Raw genomic sequence first — 22,619 nt, 5'->3', positions numbered from 1 at the left:
AGTCCCACAGCGGAGAAAGCCATGTTCGACATCGCAGTCCCGGCCGTGATCGGCGTCGCGCTGATCGTCGTCCTGGGGATCGTCTTCACCATCCTCTACAAGCGCGCCACCCGCGACGAGGCCTTCGTGCGCACCGGGCTCGGCGGCAAGAAGGTCGTGCTCGACGGCGGCGCCATGATCCTGCCGATCTTCCACTCCTATGCCAGCGTCAATCTGAAGACGTTGCGCCTCACCGTCGAGCGCAAGGAGCGGGAATCCCTCATCACCAAGGACCGCCTGCGCGTTGACATCGTTGCCGAGTTCTACGTCCGCGTCCGTCCCGACGAGGAGAGCATCGCGCTCGCGAGCCAGACGCTCGGCGCATTGACCAATGACGCCGAGGCGCTGCGCAACCAGGTCGAGGCGAAATTCGTCGACGGCCTGCGCTCGGTCGCCGCGACCATGAGTATCCTGGAGCTCCAGGAGAAGCGCTCGGACTTCGTCAAGCACGTGCAGTCCACGGTCGAGTCTGACGTGAAGTCGAACGGGCTCGAGCTGGAATCGGTGTCGCTGACCAAGCTCGACCAGACCGACGTCAAATTCTTCAACCCGGAGAACTTCTTCGACGCCGAGGGTCTGACCCAGCTCAAGACGGTCACCGAAACCCGCCGCCGCGATCGAAACGCGATCGTGCGCGATAACGAGGTGGCGATCGCGCAAAAGGACCTCGAGGCGCGCCAGCAGACCCTCGGGATCGAGCGGACCAAGAAGGAAGCCGAGCTGTCGCAGGAGCGCGACATCGCCAACAAGACGGCGAGCACCCGCGCCGAGGTCGCGACCGCGACGCAGACGGCGCGTCTGACCGAGGAGAACGCTCGCATCGACACCGATCGTGCGGTTGCCGAGAAGGAGGCGGGTGCCAAGCAGGTCAAGGAAACCGCGGTGATCGAGTCGGAGCTGGCGATCAACAAGCGCAAGACCGACGCCCAGCGCGAGATCCAGATCGCGACGCAGGAGAACGAGATCCAGATCGCGGCGAAGAGCAAGGAGACGTCGGAAGCCGTCGCCGAAGCCAAGACCGCCGAGGCGCTGGCCGTCTCCGCGGAGGAAAAGGTCGTCACCGCGCGCGCCATCGAGGTCGCCGATCGTGCCCGCCTGACCCAGGTGCTGGCCGCACGCACCGAGGCCGAACGCAAATCGACCGAGCTGATCGTCGCGGCCGAGGCCGAGAAGAAGGCCTCGCTCGATCGCGCCGAAGCCGTCAAGACGCTGGCCACCGCCGAAGCCGAATCCAACAAGATCAAGGCGGTCGGCGTCCGCAACATCGGCGAGGCGGAAGCCGCCGTCATCACCATGAAGAACGAGGCGCAGAACAAGCTCGGCAACAACGTCATCGATTTCGAGATCGCCAAGAAGCGGATCGAGACCATGCCGTCCGCGCTGGCGGAGATGGTGAAGCCGATCGCGAATCTCAAGGATGTCCGCATCCTGCACACCGGCGGCGCGTTCGGCGGCAACGGTGCGAGCGGAGGTAATGTCGGCTTCGGCGAAGGTTTGGCCGGCGAGCTGCTCAAGGTTCACGCGCTGCGTCCGATGATCGACGAGATCCTGCGCCAGAGCGGCTTTGCGCCTGGCGACGATCCGGTCAAGGCGCTGGTCGGTGCCGTGACGGGCAAGAGCAATGGCGCGGCCGTACCGGTGCCGGTACCGGAGAAAACAAACTCTGCCGATCTATGAATGCCGGTTCATTGCTGCTGAGAATTCGAAACGATAAACAGGTTGGGCGCGTCTCGCGTCGCGCAGCCGTCCCGGAGTGCAGATCGATCGTGTCTTGAACAGGCGATCGCGCTCCGGACGTGTCTCCAGGCAACGCATTTCCCTGCCGCGGCGCCCGCGCCGATCCATGCCGGTCGCCGAGGCCTGTTTTGATCGGAGGATTTTCAGATGAAGCATTTTCTGTCCGGATTGATCGCGATCGCCCTTTCGATCGCCGCCGCGCCGTCGCTTGCGGCCGATGCCCGCAACGTCACCGTGGTCAACGAGACCGGCTATGCCATCAAGTTCCTAGGCTTCAACGCGCCGGATGACGGGCTGGACGAGTGGGAGAACGAGCTCGACAAGGTGTTGCAGAACCAGGCCAGCACTTATGTCGAGTTCGACGACGACGATGAAGGCTGCGTCTGGAACATCCGGGTCGACTGGAAGAACTATGACGAGTCGGTGCTGTGGAAGAACGTCAATCTCTGTAAGCTCACCGCGCTCCGCTTGCGCTACGACCCCGGCACCAAGACCACCTCGTTCCTGGCGGAATAATCCTCGCCCGGTCCCGGCCGGAGGAGCGGCCATTCCAGGTCCGTCCGAGCGCGTTGCGGATGATGACGAATTCGTCCTTTGCAAGCGCAAGCGGCTTTGTTATACGCAGCCGCGCGCGAACGAACGGTTCGCCCTTTTCCTCGGTAGCTCAGCGGTAGAGCATCCGACTGTTAATCGGATGGTCGCTGGTTCGAATCCAGCCCGGGGAGCCATCAGGCTGTTTCCAAGCCTTTCAAAACACTCCAGAACTAAGCAAGCCCTAGGGGTAAGCCACTGAAAAATCAGGGGTTTCAACGTCTCGTTCTGTTCTGCCACTTCCGCCGTGGTCCGGAGCGGCTGGGGATATGGAGGGGTAGGGGCCTTGTACCCCCCAAATTGCCTCTCGGGATCCCCCCAAATTCCGGCGAAGGCGTTGGAATAAAGTTCCAAAAGGCACTCTCTGATCGGGTCGTCCTGAGCGCCAAGTCCGAATCGAAGGAATGAAAGCCGGCCGATACCTCCAGAGCCTGGCCCTCTTGGTCGTGACCAGAAAGAACAGGCCGCCGGGCGGAGCGGCCGATATAGCTCGGCCGTACCCGCCATTAGCCTCCAGACAGGCACAGCAATCGAGATCATGGGCTTTGCCGTCGGTCGGAGCTATGTCGAGATCAATCCGTTCGTCGGCGTCAACTTCACGACTGCTGGCTCACGTCCAGCACCGGGGCATTCTCACTCGCGGGCGGTGGACCGCGCAATCTGCGCCGAGACGCAACTGGCTGCGCGCCTGTTGCCGATCTCGCTAGGTGACCGATCGCCTGGCTTGATCTGGATCAAGCCTCCTCGGCGGGCCGCCCCGCTAGCTTTTCAGCAGCGGTCCGTCGGCCTGGAGGCAACGACCCTTGAAAACGCTTCGCCAGCTTCTGTCCGCGGAGGACATTGTCCAACTCGTGATCCGGCTAGGCTTGCTCGGGCTGCTGATCTTCTGGACATTTCTCGTCCTCCGGCCGTTCGTGCCGATCCTGAGCTGGAGCGCCGTGTTGGCGGTGGCATTTCATCCCGTCTTCGCCTGGCTCGCCCAACGCCTCGGTGGCCGTCCCCGGATAGCCTCAGCCGTTCTCACCCTGATCACGCTGGGCATCGTCATCGGTCCCGCCGCGTGGCTCAGCCTCAGTGCAGTCGAAGGGATCCGGGACCTTGCGGCCCAGATCGGCAGTGGCGATCTCGCGCTCCAGGCCGCACCGGAGCAGATCAGGAGCTGGCCGTTGATCGGTCCTCAGCTCTACGCGATCTGGAACGAGGCCTACACGAACATCCGTGCGGCGCTGCGCGAGGTGGCGCCGTACTTGAAACCGCTCGCCGGAGTGATGCTGTCGTTTGCCGGTGACACCGGAATTGGCATGCTCCAATTCCTGCTGTCGGTGATCGTCGCGGGCTTTCTGCTCCCGCACGGCGCGCAGCTCGTCGCCGCGCTGCGCGGCTTCCTGTTGCGCGTCGTGCCCGGCCGGAGCGAGCACTTTCTCGAGCTCGCCGGCGCAACCATACGCGCCGTCGCGCAGGGCATTATCGGCGTCGCTATCCTTCAAGCCTTGCTGGCGGGCATCGGCTTCAAGCTCGCAGAGATCCCAAGCGCGGGACTGCTCGCGGTCGTCGTGCTCTTGCTGTCGATTGTCCAAATCGGCGCCGGCCCCGTTCTTTTCCCCGTGCTGGTCTGGATATGGGTGGACAAGGACGTGACCGTCGCCCTGCTCTTGACTGTCTATCTGGTCGTCGTCGGTCTGCTCGACAACGTGCTGAAGCCGCTCCTCATGGGGCGGGGCCTGACGACGCCGACGCTGGTCATCCTGATCGGGGTCATTGGTGGTACGCTCGCGCATGGAATCATCGGACTGTTCATTGGGCCGATCATCCTGTCGGTGGCGTGGGAGCTCGCGACCGCATGGACAGGAATCGACCGCGCTGCGTCAGCGCAGGTCGATCAGGAAACCGTTGTCGCAAAGGAAACCATCGAGGCACGCTTGGCCTAGGCTAAAATGAGGTGTGTTTCACCCCGATGATGCTCCAATTCCTTGTCGGCACGCTCGTCAGCGTGATCAATATCGGAATCCACGCGCTCGTGACGGTGGTGGCCGTCACGGTGGCCCGCAGTGCCGTCCCGCGCCATACCAAGCGGCCGCGATTGCACCTCATGAGCGTCATGATCACGATCGCCGTCGTGTTGAAGATCGCCCACATGATCGAAATTCTGATGTGGGCGGCGACCTATCATATCGTGCACGCGGCGACCGCCGACGCGGACATGCTCTACTTCGCGTTCGTCAACTACACCACGCTCGGCTACGGCGACATCACGCCGGTGCGCGAATGGCGGCTGCTCGGCCCGCTGACCGCTATGAACGGTGTTCTGCTGTTCGGCTGGTCCGCCGCCATTCTGTTCGAAGTCTTGCTCAAGACGCTCGACCATCTCGGACTCACGGAAAGACCCGGTGCGGACCTGCCACGCACCTGATGCTGTCGCCTCGGTCAATCTCGACCATTGCGGAACGTGAACAGGCCTTCGCCGGCTCAGGGCTGCAGATCGAGGCTTGCGAGCTGGTGCCGGTCGAGCAGCACGATCTGGCGCTGGGTGTTGCCGATGAAGCCGAGCACGCCGAGTTCATGCAGCCGCGACAAAGCCCGCGAGACGGTCTCCAGCGTCAGGCCGAGATAGTCGGCAATGTCGCGTCGGGACATCGGAAGCGCCATGACGCCGGCAGCCGTCAGGCGCTTGTCCATTTCGAGCAGGAATGCGGCGACGCGCTCCAGGGAGGTCTTGCGGCCGAGCAGCAGCATGTGGTCTTCAGCATGCTGGAGGTTGTTCGTGGTCATGCTGAGCAGGTTTCTGGCTACCATGGCATCGCTCTCGGCCACGATTTCCAGGCTTTGGCGTTTGATCAGCCGTACCGTGGTGTCGACGATGGCTTCCGTCGTGAAGCGGTGCTCGCTGCCGTTCTCGAGCCCGAAAATGTCGCCGACGAGGTGAAATGCGCCGATCTGCCTGCGCCCGTCCGACAGCAGCTTGTAGCTACGCACCGCGCCGGATTTGACCTGGTAGACATACTCGGCCGGCTCCTTCTCGCCGTAGATCTCGGAGCCTTTTCGGTAGGAAAATTCGCTTAAATTGACCAGGGCATTTGAATGAGATGCCATGCCGAGGTCGCGGAGGGTATTGGGACGCAGCGTGGAATCCGTCGTGATGCGAACGAACATAGGCCAACTCCTCAGCTTTCCGCCGAATTGGTCTGTCAGACGAAATACTTTGCCGGAAATGCGCCGCGCTATCCCACTCCCGCCGAAGTTGATTTTCGGCCAAGGAAGTATTCTTATCCATTGTCCCAAGGTTCAGTGTACCAAAGGACAGCACTGGTGATTGCTGCGCTGGATGAGAATCCTCCACCGCAGGGAAGATGCGACATATTGCGAAGCAGATATTCCGACCTTCAAACGAGAAAATCGCTTTGAAGAACGACAAGGACGTCGAGCGTCCTGATCAAGTTGGGCGAGAGGTAGGAAGTTGCCAGGCCTTGTTCACGTTGTTGACGACGACGAGTCGTTTCGGACCGCGATCGAGCGCCGGCTAAAGCTCGCGGGATACGAGGTCGCGACCTACGCCTCGGCGCTGGAGCTCCTGGACTCGGCGCCGGATGACGGGCAGGCGGGATGTATCCTGCTCGACGTGCGGATTCCGGGCCTGAGCGGTCCCGACCTGCAGGCGCGGTTGGCTGCGGCGGGGTCGATGCTGCCCATCGTCTTCCTGACCGGTCATGCCGACACGCCGACGACCGTGCGCGCGATCAAGGCAGGTGCGGAAGACTTCCTGACCAAACCGATATCCTCCGAACAATTGCTCGAAGCGATCGAGCGCGCGCTGGCTAGTCAGCGGACGGCGCGCGCCCAGGCCAGCAGGCTGGATGCGTTTCGTGGTCATCTGGCCACGCTGACGCAGCGCGAGCGACAGGTGTTCGATCTGATCGTGCGCGGCAGGATCAACAAGCAGGTCGCGCATGAGCTGGGGACCACCGAGCGCACCGTGAAGGCGCACCGCCATCAAGTGATGGAGAAGATGCAGGTTCGCTCGCTGGCGGAACTCGTTTCGATCGCAGAGCGTCTCGGAATGCTCGATCCGGACGAACGCTGACGGCTCTGAAAAGGCGCGCGGTTCCCTCGAACGTGCCTGTCCCAAAGGACAATGCAAGGGCGTGTTGACAGTGCACGACGAGCTATGTGCAATAATGCACATAGGCACACGCGAAAGCGCGGAGCTGTCGTATCCGATATCCCACTGTCGTTTTCCGGAAAGGCAATCGCCTTGCTCCTGCGCGAGTCCGTCTTCGTCGTCGATGACGATCCGTCCATGCGGACCAGCATGGACAGGCTGCTGCGAGGATACGGCTTCGCCACAACCCTGTTCGACACGGGAGGGGCCTTGCTCGATCATGACAGGTTCCACACCGCGATCTGCATCATCCTCGACATCAATCTGGGTGCAAGGTCCGGCATCGAGGTGCGGCAAAGCCTGACCGAGAAGGGCATCGAAGCACCCGTGATCTATGTCACCGGCAATGACAGCCCGGCAAACCGCTCGGCCGCGATTGCCTCGGGCTGCATCGCCTATCTCATCAAGCCCTTTGCGGCGCAGTCCTTGATCGAATCCGTCCAGCGCGCCCGCGCCTTGTAGCTCCGCGCCGGCCCTCATTCGTCGACATATTGCTCGAGTGTCCTGGTCGGCGCCCCCTTATGGGCGGAACCGAATTGCGCGAGCGGAATCGAAGTCGTCACGGCAAGAAGATTGGAGTCGACGAGTTCGAGCAGAAGCGTTTGACCGTTTTCCATCTCCGAGATGATTTTTGGCGTCACGACGTCCGCCGCGACGCATAAATTGGTGAGACACCAGGTATAAGGAATGCGGAACGCGGCGCCATGGTCGACGGCCAGTTTCGGTGCTTGCTGCAGGTACATTCCGACCGGCACGAAAAGTTGCAGGCGGGCGGTGGGCGCGTCCTCCCGCTCGATCAGATCAATGCGCACGGCTGTTTGCCCGGTCGCGAACCGGCCAGTGATCGAGGTTCGACAGAGGGACGGCGCGCCGCCGGCCTTGAAGCACAATTTTTGCCAGCTGCCATAGCTGATGTCGCTGGCGTCGCGCTGGCCGCGTGTTGCGACCTCGGAGGACTTTTCCGCTTGCGCCGCCTTGAGCGAAGCGACAGCCAAGACCGTCGCGACTCCGGCGGCTGCAACCATCAGGAGACCAGAGAGACAATCAAAAGCACGGGCCATCGCTGCAACTCCGAGATCCGGACTCAGTTCTGCGCGTCGAGAAACTTCGCCACCAACGGCGACCAGAGCGGAACCGCGTCTGGCGAACCGAGGAGGAAATGTCCCTCGTTGCCGAACGGGGGCATCAGGTGATATTCGGCCCGGCCGCCGGCGCCGATGAAGGCAGCGTGCATGCGCTTCGATAGGTCGGGACCGAAATACGTGTCATTCCCGGTGTAGATCCACAGCATCGGCACGCGCGATGTGCGGCCGAAATCGGCGGTGGCCTCGACCAGTCGGTCGGGCGCGCAATTGTTGTTCGGCTTGCCGTCGACGCGTCCGCCGCGGCCTCCGGCAAAGACGATGATGGCCTTCACCTGTGGCGGGTTCACGCTCGACAAGGCGATCGAGGCCCAGCCGCCGGCGGACTGGCCGACCACGATCACGTCCTTCGGGATGATCCGCTTCTCGGCGGCCAGATAGTCAATGATCCAGAGATCGACCTGGGCGACCGCGAGGCCGGCATCACGGAAATTGGGATTGGCGCACTTCCCGATTTTCGAGAAGAACGGGCCGAACATTCCGCGTTCGGGGATGTCGATTGCCTGCGCGCCATAACCGCTGCCCACCGGGGCCACCACGAGATAGCCGCGCCTCGCAAACCATTTGGCGGCGTCGCGAAATTCGACCAGAGGGAAAAGGCTGCGCTGGGTCGCGTCGAGCGAGACACCGTGATTCATGATGACGAGCGGGAACGGACCGTCGCCGACCGGGCGCACCAGATAGGCGAACATCGGCAGCGGCAGGGGCAGCGCCCAGATTTCCTCCTGGATGCGGACCTCGTCCGCGGCGTGCGTGGGCGATGCGGCCACGAAAAGGCTGAGCAAGGTGATCGCGAAAAAATGGAGCAATGCAGGTCCGCGTCGCATCCGGGCCTCCCTCAACCTGAATAGGTTGCGGCCACGACGATCGGGCCGAGCACCGTGAGGACGACATTGCCGACCGCGTAGGGGACGGCGACGCCGAGCACCGGCGTCTGGCTCTCGGCAACGTCGCAGGCGCCGGTGACGGCGGCATCGACCGTCATGGCGCCGGCGAGCGCACCGCAGGTCACGACCGGATTCATGCGCAGCAGATAATAGGCAACCAGCGTTCCCACCGTCATCGGGACCAGCGTGACGACGATGCCCATGCCGACCAGCAACAGACCGTGCGCCTGGATCGCCGACCAGGCGGCAAGGCCGTTGCCGAGTCCGATCGCCGCGATGAAGCCGCCGAGGCCGATGTCGCTCAGGGTCTGCTGCGCCGCGGGCGGCATTGCGCCGATGCCCGGCCTGCGCGAACGCAACCAACCGCAGACGAGCCCGGCGATCAGCGCGCCGCCGCCGCCACCGAGTGTCAATGCGACAGTGCCGATTTTGAAGCTGGCAAGGCCGGCCAGAAGACCCACTGCGATGCCGGCAGCGAGAAAGGCGATGTCCGTGCGGTCGCTCGTATTCAGAGCGTGTCCCACTGGCGCCGTTGCCCGCGCGATATTGCCGGTGCTGCCGACCAGCGTCATGACGTCGCCGAGATAGACGCGCGTATCGGGACCGAGCGGCACCTCCCGCCCCATGCGCGTCAGCGCACGCAGGAATACGCCGCGTGCATTGTCGCCGAGCCGATCAACGATTTCGCGCAGTGAGCGGCCGTGCAGCTGGCGGTTTTCAACGAGCACTTCGATCACATTGCCGGGCAGGTTGCGCAGCAGTTCCCCCGCGTCGATCTCGGCCCCGAGGATCGGCTTGGCCGCGACGATCGCGGCGGTCGGACCGGCGATGACGATGTCGTCGCCGGCCTCGAGCACGGCGTCCTGCTGCGGCTTGATGTCGGCCCCGCTGCGCACGATCCGCTCTACGACCGTGCGGCCGCCGATCTCCGCCTCGATAGCACCGATGGTACGACCTGCGCCGGCCGAGACGCGATAGGCGCGGGCCTGGAATTTGCGATAGGACAGGTTTTCCGTCTTTGGCGGCGTACCGCCCGCGAGCTCCGCCTCGAGCTTCTTCGCCTCCGCCTTCAGATCGATCCGCATCAGCCGCGGCGCGACGAATGGCACGAACAGGAGCGTCAGGATGTAGCCGAGCACGTAGGTCACCGCATAGCCCGCCGCGATGTTGGCTTCCTGCTGCTTCAGCACGTCGCTCGGCAGGCCGAGCTGCGCCAGCGCGCCGGATGCGGTGCCGATCACCGAGGATTGCGTCAGCGCCCCTGCCGTCAGTCCTGCCGCTGTCCCCGTATCCAACGTGAAGACACGCGCGAAGATGAGCACGAGCGCGAGCCCCGTGGCGCCGATCACCAACGCCAGCACGACCTGTGCCAAGGTCCGCACGCTCAGCGAGGCGAAGAATTCCGGTCCAGAACGGTAACCGATCGTAAAGACGAACAGGCTGAACAGGATCGCCCGGAGGATCGGCGGGAACGTGAAGCTCCCGAGCTGTCCGATCAGCACGGCGACGATCAGGATGCAGGCGGTGGTTCCGATCGAGAAGCCGCGGATCCTGATGCGGCCGAGGATGGTACCGATCGCGATCGCGAGCAGCAGGAATATTTCCGGTGCGGTGGCGATGATCCACCTGACGGTTTCCATGGCATTCCCCCGGCGCTTTGGCGCGATTTGATTGACGGCGGCGAGATGTTGCTTGATCCAGATCAAGCCTTCGCGGCGACGTGGCGGCGGCTATGACGCGATGAAATGTTCGCGACAGGCCATATTGCCGTCATGAGTACCCTGAACGTCACAACCGGTGCGATCCGCCGCGACGAGACAGTCGAGATCGTCCTGCTGCTCGCCTTTGTCGGCGGCTATATCGACGCCTATACCTGGATCATCCACGGCGTGTTGGCGAATGCCCAGACCGCCAACCTGATCTTCCTGTGGATTCACGCGATGGCGGGCAACTGGGCGAAGGCGCTGCACTTCGTGCCGCCAATCTTGGCGTTCGCGGTCGGCATCGTGCTCGCAGCCTGGCTGCGCCGCGCAACGGGCGAGCGGGCCAGCGCGGTCAGTACGTTGATCGAGATCCTGCTGTTGATAGCGATCGGCATCTTGCACAATAGGTTGCCCGATTTGGCTGGAACGCTCGGTATTTCCGCCGTGGCAGCGATGCAGGCCGCAATGTTCGTCAAGGTCGAAGGCACAGTGTGCAGCACAGTGATGATCACCAGCAACATGCGTCAGGCCATCGAGAACGTCTTCGCAGTCGCAGCAGGCGGCGCACCACTCGGAACGCTGCGCCGCTCGGGCATTTTCATCGCGTTGTGCGTCGTGTTCGGCTTCGGTGCCGCCGCCGGAGCCTTTGCAACCAAGAGCGTCCCCGATCTCGCGCTGGGCCTGCCGGTCGTCGCGCTGTTGATCGTGCTGCTGCGCTGCGAAGCGCTACGTTCGCAGGAGAGGAGATGAGCGTGCCAATGATCAGGTGAGCGTCGCACAACGAACGGCCTGATCTTTTCGTGTTGCGCTGCGAACGGCACGGAGTCGGCCCGCAGAATGCACGCGACCGTTGACTTGGATCAATGGAGCGAGCCGCGCCGCACCCACGATCCGCATCACCTTTAGAGGATCGGGAGAGAGAGATGTCCAAAGACGCCAAGCCCGCACAGAAGCGTATCGACCAGTTCTTTTCCGGCCCGGGCGCGCGGGCAGACGACTGGCGCGACCTTGTGGAAGCAGCAAAGACCTGGGCGCGCGTCGGCAATCGCACAGCCTATGACGCGGCGTTGGCCGATCTTTTGATCATCGAAGAATTTCACGGCTATCCCGGTCCGCACCTCATGGCGGCGCTGCGGGAAGCAACAGTCGCCGGCGACGGTGCATCATCGTTCGCCCTTGCGACGAGAATTGCCCAGGCACTGGCGACGCGATCCTTCCGCCAACATGCCGGTGACTGGAGCCCCAAGGACGACGGCAACGGCGATGCGCCCGAGCTCGCGCCGCCGGCCTTTGGCGCGCACAGCGCGCGCAGGCCGTATTTCGAAACCCTGATCGTCACCGGCGTATCTTCCAGCCAATGGCCGGCGCTGGCCGCGGAATGGCGCAAGCTGCGGCGCCCGGTCGACGCGTTCATCTATGAACCTGTGATCGTCGGCAGCCTGGAGGACGCTTTCTGTGCGACGATGCTCAATCCGAACATCGGAGCCGTCATCATCAACGAGGGCTTTGGCCTGCGTTCGCGGCACGATGCACCGGTGTTGCGCTCGATCATGGCCTCGGCCGGTCTCAACGACGAAACCGACGCTTCGGCGCTGCGGCTCGCCCAGATCATCAAGCGCGTCAGGCCCGAGCTCGACCTTTACATGATCTCGAACCGTGACGTGGAGGAGCTCGCCGGCAATCCCGAGGCGGATGTGGTCCGTCGCATCTTCTATTCCGTTGAAGAGCTGCTGGAACTCCACCTATCGATCCTCGAAGGCATCCAAGATCGCTACGACACGCCGTTCTTCGACAATCTCAAGAAATACGCCCAGCGTCCGATCGGCACCTTCCACGCGCTGCCGATCGCCCGCGGCAAGTCGATCTTCAAGTCCGACTGGATCCGGGACATGGGCGAGTTCTACGGCCCGAACCTGTTCCTGGCCGAGAGCAGCGCCACCACCGGCGGTCTCGACAGCATGCTGGAGCCGACCGGCAACATCAAGAAGGCGCAGGAGAAGGCGGCGAGGGCGCTCGGCGCCGACCGCGTCTTCTTTGTTACCAACGGCACATCGACGTCCAACAAGATGGCGGTGCAGGCGCTGCTCGCGCCCGGCGACATCGCGATTGTCGACCGCAATTGCCACAAGTCGCATCACTACGGCATGGTGCTGGCCGGTGCGCAGCCGCTCTACGTCGAAGCCTTCCCGATGACGGAATATTCGATGTACGGCGCGGTGCCGCTGAAGACCATCAAGCAGGCGCTGCTGGGCGCCAAGGCCGATGGCCGGCTCGACCGCGTCAAGATGGTCGACCTCACCAACTGCACCTTCGACGGCCATATCTACAACACACGGCGGGTGATGGAGGAATGCCTCGCCATCAAGCCCGATCTGATCTTCCTGTGGGATGAAGCCTGGTTCGGCTTCGCGCGTTTCTCGCCATTCCTGCGCCGCCGCACCGGACTTGGCGCGGCCAACGAGATCGAGGCATGGATGCGCGATCCCAAGTCGGTCGCGGCCTATGAGAAGCAGCAGGCCGAGCTCGGCAAGAACCCGTCCGACGAGGTGCTGCTCAAGACCCGGCTGATCCCGGACCCCCGACAGATCCGGCTGCGCGTCTACCAGACCAACTCGACCCACAAGTCGATGTCGGCGATCCGCCAGGGCTCGATGCTCTCGGTCAAGGACGTCGAATTCCACACCGTGGAGCAGCAGTTCAAGGAAGCGGTGTTCACCCACGCCTCGACAAGTCCGAACCAGCAGCTGATCGCGAGCCTTGACATCTCACGGCGGCAGATGGAGCTGGAGGGCTATGGCCTCGTCGCCAATGCGATCGAGATCGCGTTCGCGATCCGCCAGGCGGTCAACAACAACCCGCTGATCTCGAAATATTTCCGCATCCTCGGTGCCGACGCCATGGTGCCGGCGCAGTACCGCCAGAGCGGCTTCACCGACTTCCTCGCCCCCGGCGTCAACTGGGCGAACACGCTGAAGAGCCTGGACGAGGACGAGTTCTGCCTCGACCCGACCCGCATGACGCTGGTATGCGGCACGGCCGGCTATGACGGCACGCAGTTCAAGGGCATTCTCGCCAACGAGTACAACATCCAGGTCAACAAGACCTCCCGCAACTCGGTGCTGGTCCAATCCAACATCAACAACACTCGCAGCGACGTCGCGCATCTCGTTCGCGTGCTCGCCGAGATCGCGGGCGAGATCGACCGCGGCCTGGCCCAGGGCGGTGCCAATGCGCGAAAGACCTTCGAGGCACGGGTGACGAGCCTCATGAAGGACGTGCCCGATCTGCCGAACTTCTCGCATTTCCACCCGAGCTTCCGCGGCGATGCTGGCACCAAGACCAACGAGGGCGACATCCGCAGCGGCTTCTACGCGGCCTATGACGTCGCCGGCTGCGAGCACATCCGCCTCAACGATCCCGAGATCGACCGGCGGCTGAAGGCCGGGCCCGAGCTCGTCTCGGCCAACTTCGTGATCCCGTATCCGCCGGGCTTCCCGATCATGGTGCCCGGCCAGGTCATCACCCAGGAGACGATCGACTTCATGCGCAAGCTCGATGTGAAGGAGATCCACGGCTACGACGCCAAGGAAGGGCTGAAGCTCGTACGGACGGAAGCCTTGGCCAAGCTCGGCAGGCCAAAGCCCAGCGCCCAGCCGAAGCTCAAGGCCGCGTCATAGGTCGGGAGGGGACGAACATGCAGGCATTTTTCCAGTTCTTGCAGCAGTACCCGTATCTGCTGCTGTTCTTCGTGGTCGGTCTCGCCGTCTATATCGGCCGAGCCAGCATCAAGGGTTATGGCCTCGGCATGGTCGCCGGTGCCATCGTGGTCGGCGCGGGCATCTCGGTCTGGGCATCCAGCTATGGCGTGAAGCTGGAGTTGAACAACTTCGCCAAGAGCCTGTTCTACTATCTCTTCATGTACGGCGTCGGCCTGCGCGTAGGTCCGTCCTTCGTCAACAGCCTGCGGGGCGACGGGATCAAATTCTTGTTCCTCGCGGTGGTGTCGAGTGTGATCGGCCTGACGCTCGTCGTGCTTGGGGCGAAGCTCTTCGCATTGCCGCCCGGTGCGGCTGGCGGAATGCTGGCGGGATCGCAGACCATGTCGGCGGCGATCGGTTCGGCCGAGCAGGCCGTCACGTCGGGGGTCGTGAAACTGCCTGCCGGGATGAAGCCCGAGGATGCCTCCGGCATGATCGCTTTGTCCTACGGTATTACCTATATTTGGGGCACCGTCGGCATCATCCTGATCTGCAAATACCTGCCGCGCTGGTGGGGCGTCGATGCCAAGGCCGCCGCCAAGAAGTATGAGCAGGAGTTCGGCGTCAAAGATCTCGAAGGCGGCGCCCTGACCGGCTACCGTCAGTTCGGTCTGCGGGCCTACCGGCTGGAGAATCCTGCGACGATCGGGATGAGCATCGCCAAATTCCGCACGGTCAATCCCGAGTACCGTATCGTCAATGTCGGGCGCAATGGTGAGCCGCAGGGGGCTGATCCCGAGCTCGTGCTGCAGAAGGGCGATATCGTCGCGCTGGGCGGATCGACCGAGCATCTGACTGAGAAGATGGGCCTGATTGGTCCGGAGGTCGCCGATGCTAAGACGCTCGGTATACCCATGGACCAGGCGGAAATCGTCGTCTTCAACAAGGACGTCGTCGGGCGGACCTTCGAGTCCTTCCGCGACACGGCCATCGCCGGCCAGCTGCAGGTGACCAAGGTCGAGCGGGGCGGGGTGCAGATCCCGGCCGGTCTCAAGACCAAGCTGGAGCGCATGGACATCGTCTCGGTGGTCGGCCTGAAGTCGGCGGTCAACGAGCTCGGCGAGATGTGGGGCCGCATCGCGCGCGCCAACACCTCGACCGACTTGCTGACCCTGTCGGTCGGCATGATCATCGGCTTCCTCATCGGCATGATCGAATTCCCCGCCTTCGGTGCCAAGGTCGGTCTCGGCAATGCCGGCGGGCTGTTGCTGTCCGGCGTGATCGTGTCCTCGGTCGTGTCGCGGCTGCGCTTCTTCGGCAATACGCCGAACGCGGCGCGAAACGTGCTTGAGGATCTCGGCCTCGTTGTGTTCGTCGCGATCGTCGGGGTCAATGCCGGCGCCGGCCTGTTGGCTCAGCTCACCGGCGCGGTCGCGCTCAAGATCTTCATCGTCGGCTTCATCGCGTGCACGATCCCGCCGTTCATTGTGTGGGCGATCGGATACCACGTCTTCAAGATCAATCCGGCGGTTCTGATGGGCGGCGTTGCCGGCGCGCGCTCGCATTCCGGCCCGTGCCGCGAGGCCGCGGTCGAGATCCAGAGCTCCGTGCCCTGGATCGGATTCCCGGTCGGCTATGCCGTCTCGGGCATCCTTCTCACCATCTTCGGCTACTTCGCGATGATCCTGGCTCAATAAGGGGAAGAAAACGTCATGAGAAAACTGTCCTTCGGCGCCGTCCTGGTCGCTTCGCTCGCCGCTGTTGCCGGCTTTAGCACGTCCGCGCGTGCCGACACCGGCCAGGTCGCGGTCGTCTTCACCAAGGGTGGCTTCATCGTCGGCGCCGGTGGCGGTGAGGGCGTTCTGGTCTACCGGGGCAAGAAATACCCATTCACGGTGTCTGGCATGAGCGTGGGCCTCACCATCGGAGCGTCGACCACGAAGTTCGTCGGCCGCGCGCTCAATCTAAAGGGGCCGGCGTCGATCGAAGGCTCTTATGCCGTGGGAGGAGCGGGTGGGGCAATCGCCGCAGGTGCCGGCGCCGTTCAGTTGCAAAACAGCAATGGCGTGATCCTCCAGCTCAGCGGCCCGCGGGTCGGCGCGGAAGTATCGGCTGCAGTCGGTGGCGTCACGATCCGCCTGAAATCGAGTTGAAGGGGTCGTATGGCCATTGAGCGATCGACGGCAGCGTCGGGCCCCTAGGGCATGATCCGGAAAAGTGTGTAGCGGTTTTCCGAATAGAACATGCTCAAACAACAACCTAAAGCGCGATGACGATTCATTCCAATCGCATCGCGCTTTAGCGGCCTGACGCTGCTCAATAGCGCTGCGCGACGAAACTCATTTTCTTGAGGCTGGCCTGGTCGTTGTAGCGTCCCTTGTCGGAGCGCTTCGGCAGTTTGATCTTGTCCTTCTTGATGCGCTTGAAGGGGATGGCGCCGAGAAGGTGCGCGATGCAGTTGAGCCGCGCCCTTCGTTTGTCGTCAGAGCGGACGATGTTCCAGGGCGCATCCTTCGTGCTGGTCTTCATCAGCATCAGGTCGCGCGCGCGCGAATAATCGTACCAGCGACGGAAGGATTCCAGGTCCATCGGACTGAGCTTCCACTGTCGGACCGGGTCGTCGATGCGGGCCTTGAAACGGCGCTCCTGCTCGTCCATGCCGACCTCGAGCCAGATCTTGATCAGGATGATGCCGCCGTCGATGACGTATTTCTCCATCTGCGGGCACAGGTTGAGGAAACGCTCGTGCTCGGCGGGGGTGCAGAAGCCCATGACGTACTCGACACCGGCGCGGTTGTACCAGCTCCGGTCGAAGATCACGATCTCGCCGCCGGCCGGAAATCGCTCCATGTAGCGCTGGAAGAACAATTGTGTCTTCTCGCGGTCGGACGGCGCGGGCAGGGCGACGACCCGGAACACGCGCGGGCTGACCTTCTCGGTGATCGCCTTGATCGTGCCGCCCTTGCCGGCGGCGTCCCGACCCTCGAACAGGACGATGACCCGGAGCTTGTTTTCCCGCACGTAGTCTTGGAGATGGCACAGCTCGACCTGGAGCTTCTCGAGCTCCTTCTCGTAATCCTTCCGCTTCATCCGCTCCGCAGGGCCGTCCTTCGCCATGCCGATCCCACCTGTTGCTAATCGTCCCAGGAAATGGTCACGCCGATGTCGCCGGGCACGCCGCCCGGAAAATCGATGATCTGATAGGCGATGCGATAGCCGCGCGGTTTCAGGTAATCGGTCCAGAGCTGGAAGATCTCCTTGGGAATTCCGGTCAGAGTGTTCTCCCACCCCTTCTCCATCTGATTGATGGCGCGACCCTTGTCCGTGCAGAGCGAGTTGGGGAAGCGATAGACCAGCACTTCCGTGAGGCCGTTGCGCACCGCGCGCTGGATGACGGTTGAGGCGAGCTTGATCTTCTCCTCCTCGGTCTTGCCCGAGGGCTTGCTCAAGCGCTCGATCAAGGCGCGCTTCTCCGCCTCGGCCGCGGCGGCAAGGCGCACATATTCCTCCGCCTTTTCGGCTTCCTTGAGGGCGGCTTCCTTACGAATCTGGGCTGCGCTGGGGATGAGATCGTCTAGGCCGGGCATGGCGGGCGGCTCCTGATGGTTGTCCAATCAGCATGCGGCTGACGCTAGGGTTAGCCCTGACGTGTTCCCTTGACTCAAATCAAACAAACGCGAACATACCCGAACACAGTGCCGCCCATGGACGTTTTGACCGGGAGAGACGTTTGAGCGAGCAGCTTCATCCGATGGCACCGCATCATCTGCCGTTTTATCTCGCACCGGGGAGCGGGACCGATACGCTGATGGTGGTGATGGGCGTATTCCTGATTGGGGCCGTGCTCTGGGTCGGCACGCTCTACTGGAAACTGCACAGCCTGCCCGAGCGGATGGCGCACAAAACGCATAAACTGCAGTTCGAGTTAGTCGCCGTGCTCGGCCTGATCTCGCTGTTCACGCACATGCACATCTTCTGGATCGCCGGACTGCTCCTCGCAATGATCGATCTTCCGGATTTCGGCACGCCGCTGCGCAGCATTGCCGGGTCCGTCGAGAAGATCGCCGACGCGACGCCGGCCTCCGATGCGGAGGAAGTCCAGGCTGAGGCGGCCGTCGCACCGCCCCCCGCGGACAAGCCGGGACCCGCCAAGGAGAAGGAGCGCAGTCATGCTTGAGCTGCTGATCTGCTCCCTCGTCACGATCCTTCCGGACTACCTGTACCGCCGCTACGCCCAGGGCAAGCGCTTCGGGAAGGAAATCACCTTCTTCTCGGTCTGGTACGAGCTGCGCTGGGGCATCACCGCCTGCCTGATGCTGACGGTGTCGCTCATCACCATGATCTTCTACTTCCATCCGGCGACATCGTCGGCGACGCTGTACTTCCGCACTGTGCCAATTCTGCCCGAAGGCTCGGGCCGTGTTGCCGAGGTCAAAGTCGGCTTCACCGCGCCCGTCAAACAGGGCGATGTGCTGTTCACGCTCGATAGCTCGAAGCAAAAGGCTGCGGTCGAGACCGCCAAGCGGAAGGTGGCAGAAGTCGATGCCGCCATGCAGACGGCGCAGGCCGACGTGGTCAAGGCCGAGGCGCAGCTCGGCGAAGCGAGGGCCAACTACCAGCAGGCCAAAGACGAGCTCGAGGTCAAGACCGAGCTCCAGCGCCGCAATCCCGGCATCGTTCCACAGCGTGACATCGACAAGCTCCAGGTGCTGGTCGATCAGCGACAGTCCGGCATCGACGCCGCGACGGCGGCGAAGCAGTCAGTGTCCTTGCAGGTCTCGGCTCTGCTGCCGGCCCAGAAGGCCAGCGCCGAAGCCGCGCTCGACCAGGCGCAGGTCGATCTCGACAAGACTTTCGTACGCGCCGGCGTCGACGGGCGCGTCGAGCAGTTCCTGGTTCGCCCCGGCGATGTGGTCAACCAGCTGATGCGTCCGGCCGGTGTTCTCGTTCCGGAGGGCGCGGGCCGCAAGGCGCTCCAGGCCGGTTTCGGCCAGATCGAGGCGCAGGTCATGAAGACCGGCATGGTGGCGGAAGCGACCTGCATATCCAAACCCTGGGTCATCATTCCCATGGTGATCACGACGGTGCAGGACTACATCGCGGCCGGACAGTTTCGCTCCGGCGAGCAGCTCATCGATCCGCAGAATGCCGTCCGTCCGGGCACGATCCTGGTGTTTCTGGAGCCGCTTTACAAAGGCGGCCTCGACGGTGTCACGCCGGGCTCGAGCTGCATCGTCAATGCCTATACCAGCAACCACGAGGAGATCTCGGCCAAGGACACCCCGACCAGCCGGAAGATCGCGCTCCACGTCGTCGACGGCGTCGGCCTCGTGCACGCGCTGCTGCTGCGGATCCAGGCGCTGTTGCTGCCGATCCAGACGCTCGTGCTGAGCGGCGGGCATTGAACGAGCAAAGAGGACGGACGAGACGTGGTCGCCGAAAGTCGTCCTCGCCTGCCATGTCGGCTGCCTGCGCCTATTATGCGCCGTCCTGCGCGCAAGTCGTGGGCGCCTATGGCCGCGTCGTCACGCGCTGCTGAGGCCTGCCTCGGGGGCTGTCCGTATGGTGCGATTCCAGCTATTATTGCCTGGAAAGCAGCTGCCGTAAGCTGTGAGGGTGCAGCATGAGCGGGGGCGCGTGCATAGACTGGCTGAAGCCACGGCTCGCGGCTGCGCTCCTCTGTTTCGGCCTGCTCGTGGCCGAGTGCCTCTCGGCCGGGCAAGCCGGTGCGGTCGAGCGGAGCCGGCGCGGCGAGCTCAAACGCGTGCTGTTGCTGCATTCCTTCGGCCGCGAGTTCCGGCCGTGGAGCGAATATGCGCGCGACATCAAGTCCGAGCTCGAGCGGCAATCGCCCTGGCCGCTCGATATCCAGGAGCACGCGCTGCTCACCGCGCGCTTCAACAACCCTGGTCCCGAGGCGCCGTTCGTCGAATATCTACACTCGTTGTACCAAGGTGCGGTGCCGGACATCGTCTTGAGCATCGGCGCGCCTGCCGCCCGGTTTGCGCAGAAATATCGCGCCAGGCTGTTCCCCGATGCGCCGTTGATCCTCTCCGCGGTCGAGCATCGGCTGATTAATCGCACCGACCTCTGCGACAACGATGTCGTAGTGGCCGTCCGCAACGATTTTGTCGCGGCCTTCGACAACATTCTTCAGGTCCTGCCTGATACAAAATCGATTGGAATTGTGGTCGGAGCCTCGCCGCTCGAGAGGTTTTGGACGGAGGAGCTGAAGCGGGAGCTGAAACCTTTTGCGGAGCGGATCGAACTCGTCTGGTACTCGGATTTGTCCTTCGAGGAGATCCTGAAGCGCTCATCGAAGCTCCCGTCTCACACCGCGCTGTTCTGGGGGCTGATGTCCGTCGATGCGGCCGGGGTGGTCTATGAGAGCAACTGGGCGCTGCGCAGCCTGCATGCCGTCGCGAACGCCCCGATCTTCTCCTACCAGGAGCCGTTCTTCGGCGAGAGCACGGTCGGGGGACCGATGCACTTGATCGGGGAAACGACGTCGCGGACCGTCAGCGCCGCGATCGGCATTCTTGGCGGCGCGAAACCGGCGAGCATCAATTATGAGCCGATCGCCTTCGCCGCGCCGCGTTACGACTGGCGCGAGCTGCAGCGCTGGGGCATCAGCGAGAGTCGCCTGCCCAAGGGAAGCACCATTCTGTTTCGCGAGCCGAGTATCTGGCAGCGCTATCACTGGCAGATGCTGATGATCTCGGCTGTGTTCCTGGTCCAGACCGGACTCATCAGCGGGCTCCTGCACGAGCGTCGCCGGCGCCGCGTCGCCGAAGTCGAATCGCGTCAGCGGCTGGCGGAACTCGCCCACGTCAACCGCTACTCGGCAGTTGGCGAGCTGACCACATCGATCGCACATGAACTGAACCAGCCACTCGGATCGATTCTGACCAATGCGGAGACTGCAGAGCTCATGCTCAGGGCCGCTCAGCCCGACCTTGTCGAGATTCAGCAGATCCTCGCCGACATTAGAAGGGACGACCAACGGGCGAGCGAGGTGATCCGTAGGCTGCGCAGCGTTCTGAAAAAGACCCCGTTTGAGGTCAAGCACATCGAGCTCAACGATACAGTGCGCGAAGCAATCGATCTGGTGAAGGCCCTCGCTCAGGGACGCCGGATCACGTTGAGCTATTTGCCGGCCCTGGCCGGCCTTCACGTCAAGGGAGATCCGGTCCAGCTTCAGCAGGTCATTCTCAACCTGATCATCAACGCGATGGATGCGATTTCCGATGCGGAGGCCGGAAAGCGGGAGGTCAGCGTCGCGACCCAGCTTGCGGGCAATCAGGCCGAAATCAGGATCGCCGACACCGGGCCCGGAATACCCGCCTCCGATCTCGCAAGCCTGTTTGATCCGTTCTTCACGACCAAACCGCAAGGCATGGGCATGGGCCTTGCAATCGCCAGAACCATCGTCGAGGCCCATCACGGCGCGATCGCTGCTGCGAACCAGCCTGCGGGCGGCGCACTGTTCACGATCAGGCTTCCGACCGCTCGCTGAGCGGGCGGTATCTTGATCTTGATCAAACATCACGGCGCTGAAGCCGTTCTCTCTCGATCGCATGACGAGTACGACAGGCGAGCGTGAGGCGTATGAGACGTCGTGACTTCATGACGCTGGTTGGTGCTGCTGCTGCGTTGCCGGTCCTGGCGAAAGCCCAGGACCGAATGCCCGCCGTCGGCGTGCTGACGGGCAATGTCGCTGGTGATCCCGGCGCGCAAATGCGCGTGGATGCCTTTCAGCAGGGTCTCACCGATCGAGGCTGGATCGCCAACCAGAACTACCGCCTGGAGGTGCGCTGGCCGGGCCCCGATCCGGCGCGCCAGAAGTTGGAGGCGCTCGAGCTCGTCGCCGCGGCGCCGGACGTGCTGTTCTCGACCAGTACGGGATCAACACGAGCGCTGCGCGATGCAACGCAACGAATTCCGATCGTCTTCGTGGGGCTTTCCGATCCGGTAGGGACGGGCCTTGTCGCCAATCTGGCCCGGCCGGCCGTAAATTTGACCGGCTTTTCGCTTTATGAGCATTCGATGAGCGGGAAGTGGCTCGGCCTTTTGAAGGACATGGTGCCGGGGATGAGCCATGCGGCCCTGCTGTTCAATCCGGAATCGGCACCCTACGGACCGTTCTATGTTCAAGCGGCGCACCAGATGGAAAGCCGTCTCGGCCTCAAGATCGCCGGTGCGAGCGTTCGCAGCGGTCCGGGGATCGCGGCAGCGATCGAGACGGCGGCGCGCACAGGCGGCGGCCTCGTCGTGCTGCCGGATGGCGGCTTCTTCGGAACCCACAGCACAATGGCCATTGCATTGCTGGCGCAGCGGCGCGTGCCCGCCATCTTCGCAGTCCGTTTCTACGCGTCGAATGGCGGGCTGATGTCATATGGTGCAGATCTGACCCAGCAATTTCGTGATGGCGCCGGCTATGTCGACCGTCTCCTGCGCGGTGCCGATATCAGCACTCTCCCGGTGCAATTTGCCACCAGGTTCGAGCTCGTCATCAACATGAAGACGGCCAGGGCCCTCGGCCTGACGGTGCCGAACCGGCTTCTGCTGGATGCCGAGCTGATCGAATGATTATTCGATCTTGCGCTGCAGCAGCCCCGACTGCCTCGTTTCGTTGATCTCGATCAACAAATGCTTGCGCCCCGGCT

Annotated in this window: 20 protein-coding genes and 1 tRNA gene; 15 read left to right on the top strand and 6 right to left on the bottom strand. The window is 63.1% G+C overall.

What is annotated here, in order from left to right:
* Positions 1–21 precede the first annotated feature (21 nt).
* The 5 genes from I6F16_RS00765 (at position 22) to I6F16_RS00745 (ending at position 4,777) form a co-directional block, all read left to right on the top strand.
* Positions 22–1,716 carry a flotillin domain-containing protein gene (locus I6F16_RS00765; protein WP_036039431.1) on the top strand — a complete coding sequence of 565 codons (1,695 nt, stop codon included), beginning with the start codon at positions 22–24 and terminating at the stop codon, positions 1,714–1,716.
* A gap of 207 nt (positions 1,717–1,923) precedes the next feature.
* Complete coding sequence (locus tag I6F16_RS00760; RefSeq protein ID WP_036027987.1) at positions 1,924–2,292, top strand: hypothetical protein; 369 nt, start codon at positions 1,924–1,926, stop codon at positions 2,290–2,292.
* Positions 2,293–2,429: 137 nt separating this feature from the next.
* Positions 2,430–2,504: transfer RNA gene (locus I6F16_RS00755), tRNA-Asn, on the top strand.
* Positions 2,505–3,170: 666 nt separating this feature from the next.
* Positions 3,171–4,295 (top strand): AI-2E family transporter, encoded by a 1,125-nt coding sequence (locus I6F16_RS00750; RefSeq protein ID WP_225112839.1) that lies wholly within the window; start codon positions 3,171–3,173, stop codon positions 4,293–4,295.
* Positions 4,296–4,321: 26 nt separating this feature from the next.
* Entirely contained in the window at positions 4,322–4,777 is a 456-nt protein-coding gene (locus tag I6F16_RS00745) for a potassium channel family protein (RefSeq protein WP_225112840.1), read from the top strand.
* Positions 4,778–4,833: 56 nt separating this feature from the next.
* On the opposite strand, the gene I6F16_RS00740 is transcribed toward I6F16_RS00745, so the two are convergent.
* Positions 4,834–5,517: a helix-turn-helix domain-containing protein gene (locus I6F16_RS00740; RefSeq protein WP_036039435.1), complete on the bottom strand. Its 684-nt coding sequence runs from the start codon at positions 5,515–5,517 to the stop codon at positions 4,834–4,836.
* A gap of 304 nt (positions 5,518–5,821) precedes the next feature.
* On the opposite strand from I6F16_RS00740, the gene I6F16_RS00735 reads away from it, so the two are divergent.
* Together I6F16_RS00735 and I6F16_RS00730 are read left to right on the top strand one after the other, a co-directional pair.
* Positions 5,822–6,445 carry a response regulator gene (locus I6F16_RS00735; RefSeq protein ID WP_036039437.1) on the top strand — a complete coding sequence of 208 codons (624 nt, stop codon included), beginning with the start codon at positions 5,822–5,824 and terminating at the stop codon, positions 6,443–6,445.
* A gap of 171 nt (positions 6,446–6,616) precedes the next feature.
* Complete coding sequence (locus I6F16_RS00730) at positions 6,617–6,985, top strand: response regulator (protein WP_225112841.1); 369 nt, start codon at positions 6,617–6,619, stop codon at positions 6,983–6,985.
* A 14-nt stretch (positions 6,986–6,999) separates the two neighbouring features.
* Here I6F16_RS00730 and I6F16_RS00725 read toward each other — a convergent pair whose 3' ends face one another.
* Genes I6F16_RS00725 through I6F16_RS00715 form a run of 3 tightly spaced genes read right to left on the bottom strand, consistent with a single transcriptional unit; the run spans position 7,000 to position 10,192 of the window.
* Positions 7,000–7,584: an invasion associated locus B family protein gene (locus I6F16_RS00725; protein WP_225150695.1), complete on the bottom strand. Its 585-nt coding sequence runs from the start codon at positions 7,582–7,584 to the stop codon at positions 7,000–7,002.
* A 23-nt stretch (positions 7,585–7,607) separates the two neighbouring features.
* Positions 7,608–8,492 (bottom strand): dienelactone hydrolase family protein, encoded by an 885-nt coding sequence (locus tag I6F16_RS00720; protein ID WP_035999446.1) that lies wholly within the window; start codon positions 8,490–8,492, stop codon positions 7,608–7,610.
* 11 nt (positions 8,493–8,503) lie between these two features.
* Positions 8,504–10,192 carry a transporter gene (locus I6F16_RS00715; protein WP_225112843.1) on the bottom strand — a complete coding sequence of 563 codons (1,689 nt, stop codon included), beginning with the start codon at positions 10,190–10,192 and terminating at the stop codon, positions 8,504–8,506.
* Between the two features lie 132 nt (positions 10,193–10,324).
* Between I6F16_RS00715 and I6F16_RS00710 the strand changes: the two genes are divergently transcribed.
* The 4 genes from I6F16_RS00710 (at position 10,325) to I6F16_RS00695 (ending at position 16,106) form a co-directional block, all read left to right on the top strand.
* Entirely contained in the window at positions 10,325–11,005 is a 681-nt protein-coding gene (locus I6F16_RS00710; protein ID WP_225112844.1) for a YoaK family protein, read from the top strand.
* Between the two features lie 173 nt (positions 11,006–11,178).
* The gene (locus tag I6F16_RS00705) at positions 11,179–13,932 is read left to right on the top strand and encodes a decarboxylase (RefSeq protein ID WP_225173362.1); all 2,754 of its coding nucleotides are present in this window, start codon (positions 11,179–11,181) and stop codon (positions 13,930–13,932) included.
* A 17-nt stretch (positions 13,933–13,949) separates the two neighbouring features.
* Positions 13,950–15,650, top strand: a complete 1,701-nt coding sequence (locus I6F16_RS00700) for a transporter (RefSeq protein WP_109143803.1) — start codon at positions 13,950–13,952, stop codon at positions 15,648–15,650.
* Between the two features lie 15 nt (positions 15,651–15,665).
* Entirely contained in the window at positions 15,666–16,106 is a 441-nt protein-coding gene (locus I6F16_RS00695) for a hypothetical protein (protein WP_035999439.1), read from the top strand.
* A 163-nt stretch (positions 16,107–16,269) separates the two neighbouring features.
* Here I6F16_RS00695 and ppk2 read toward each other — a convergent pair whose 3' ends face one another.
* Together ppk2 and I6F16_RS00685 are read right to left on the bottom strand one after the other, a co-directional pair.
* Positions 16,270–17,070, bottom strand: a complete 801-nt coding sequence (ppk2, locus tag I6F16_RS00690; protein ID WP_225112846.1) for a polyphosphate kinase 2 — start codon at positions 17,068–17,070, stop codon at positions 16,270–16,272.
* A 17-nt stretch (positions 17,071–17,087) separates the two neighbouring features.
* Positions 17,088–17,540, bottom strand: coding sequence for a hypothetical protein (locus I6F16_RS00685; RefSeq protein ID WP_035999435.1), 453 nt, complete (start codon positions 17,538–17,540; stop codon positions 17,088–17,090).
* Between the two features lie 164 nt (positions 17,541–17,704).
* Between I6F16_RS00685 and I6F16_RS00680 the strand changes: the two genes are divergently transcribed.
* The 4 genes from I6F16_RS00680 (at position 17,705) to I6F16_RS00665 (ending at position 22,542) form a co-directional block, all read left to right on the top strand.
* Positions 17,705–18,130 (top strand): hypothetical protein, encoded by a 426-nt coding sequence (locus tag I6F16_RS00680; protein ID WP_035999432.1) that lies wholly within the window; start codon positions 17,705–17,707, stop codon positions 18,128–18,130.
* On the top strand, positions 18,123–19,358 hold the full coding sequence (locus tag I6F16_RS00675) for an HlyD family secretion protein (protein WP_225112847.1): 1,236 nt from the start codon (positions 18,123–18,125) through the stop codon (positions 19,356–19,358). Before I6F16_RS00680 ends, I6F16_RS00675 begins: the two co-directional genes overlap by 8 nt.
* A gap of 218 nt (positions 19,359–19,576) precedes the next feature.
* Positions 19,577–21,469, top strand: a complete 1,893-nt coding sequence (locus tag I6F16_RS00670) for an ATP-binding protein (RefSeq protein ID WP_225112848.1) — start codon at positions 19,577–19,579, stop codon at positions 21,467–21,469.
* Between the two features lie 110 nt (positions 21,470–21,579).
* Positions 21,580–22,542, top strand: coding sequence for an ABC transporter substrate-binding protein (locus I6F16_RS00665; RefSeq protein ID WP_225112849.1), 963 nt, complete (start codon positions 21,580–21,582; stop codon positions 22,540–22,542).
* Positions 22,543–22,619: the final 77 nt, after the last annotated feature.

Source organism: Bradyrhizobium sp. IC4060, from assembly GCF_020193715.1.
In the GTDB taxonomy this organism is placed as follows: Bacteria; Pseudomonadota; Alphaproteobacteria; order Rhizobiales; family Xanthobacteraceae; genus Bradyrhizobium; species Bradyrhizobium yuanmingense.
This window is presented reverse-complemented; position numbering and strand designations above follow the sequence as displayed.

Excerpts from the sequence above, each read along its gene's own strand:
- I6F16_RS00670 (WP_225112848.1), top strand. The coding sequence starts at position 19,577 with ATGAGCGGGGGCGCGTGCATAGACTGGCTGAAGCCACGGCTCGCGGCT.
- ppk2 (WP_225112846.1), bottom strand. The coding sequence starts at position 17,070 with ATGGCGAAGGACGGCCCTGCGGAGCGGATGAAGCGGAAGGATTACGAG.
- I6F16_RS00700 (WP_109143803.1), top strand. The coding sequence starts at position 13,950 with ATGCAGGCATTTTTCCAGTTCTTGCAGCAGTACCCGTATCTGCTGCTG.
- I6F16_RS00765 (WP_036039431.1), top strand. The coding sequence starts at position 22 with ATGTTCGACATCGCAGTCCCGGCCGTGATCGGCGTCGCGCTGATCGTC.
- I6F16_RS00760 (WP_036027987.1), top strand. The coding sequence starts at position 1,924 with ATGAAGCATTTTCTGTCCGGATTGATCGCGATCGCCCTTTCGATCGCC.
- I6F16_RS00715 (WP_225112843.1), bottom strand. The coding sequence starts at position 10,192 with ATGGAAACCGTCAGGTGGATCATCGCCACCGCACCGGAAATATTCCTG.
- I6F16_RS00685 (WP_035999435.1), bottom strand. The coding sequence starts at position 17,540 with ATGCCCGGCCTAGACGATCTCATCCCCAGCGCAGCCCAGATTCGTAAG.
- I6F16_RS00745 (WP_225112840.1), top strand. The coding sequence starts at position 4,322 with ATGATGCTCCAATTCCTTGTCGGCACGCTCGTCAGCGTGATCAATATC.
- I6F16_RS00705 (WP_225173362.1), top strand. The coding sequence starts at position 11,179 with ATGTCCAAAGACGCCAAGCCCGCACAGAAGCGTATCGACCAGTTCTTT.
- I6F16_RS00695 (WP_035999439.1), top strand. The coding sequence starts at position 15,666 with ATGAGAAAACTGTCCTTCGGCGCCGTCCTGGTCGCTTCGCTCGCCGCT.
- I6F16_RS00680 (WP_035999432.1), top strand. The coding sequence starts at position 17,705 with ATGGCACCGCATCATCTGCCGTTTTATCTCGCACCGGGGAGCGGGACC.
- I6F16_RS00665 (WP_225112849.1), top strand. The coding sequence starts at position 21,580 with ATGACGCTGGTTGGTGCTGCTGCTGCGTTGCCGGTCCTGGCGAAAGCC.
- I6F16_RS00675 (WP_225112847.1), top strand. The coding sequence starts at position 18,123 with ATGCTTGAGCTGCTGATCTGCTCCCTCGTCACGATCCTTCCGGACTAC.
- I6F16_RS00710 (WP_225112844.1), top strand. The coding sequence starts at position 10,325 with ATGAGTACCCTGAACGTCACAACCGGTGCGATCCGCCGCGACGAGACA.
- I6F16_RS00740 (WP_036039435.1), bottom strand. The coding sequence starts at position 5,517 with ATGTTCGTTCGCATCACGACGGATTCCACGCTGCGTCCCAATACCCTC.
- I6F16_RS00725 (WP_225150695.1), bottom strand. The coding sequence starts at position 7,584 with ATGGCCCGTGCTTTTGATTGTCTCTCTGGTCTCCTGATGGTTGCAGCC.
- I6F16_RS00720 (WP_035999446.1), bottom strand. The coding sequence starts at position 8,492 with ATGCGACGCGGACCTGCATTGCTCCATTTTTTCGCGATCACCTTGCTC.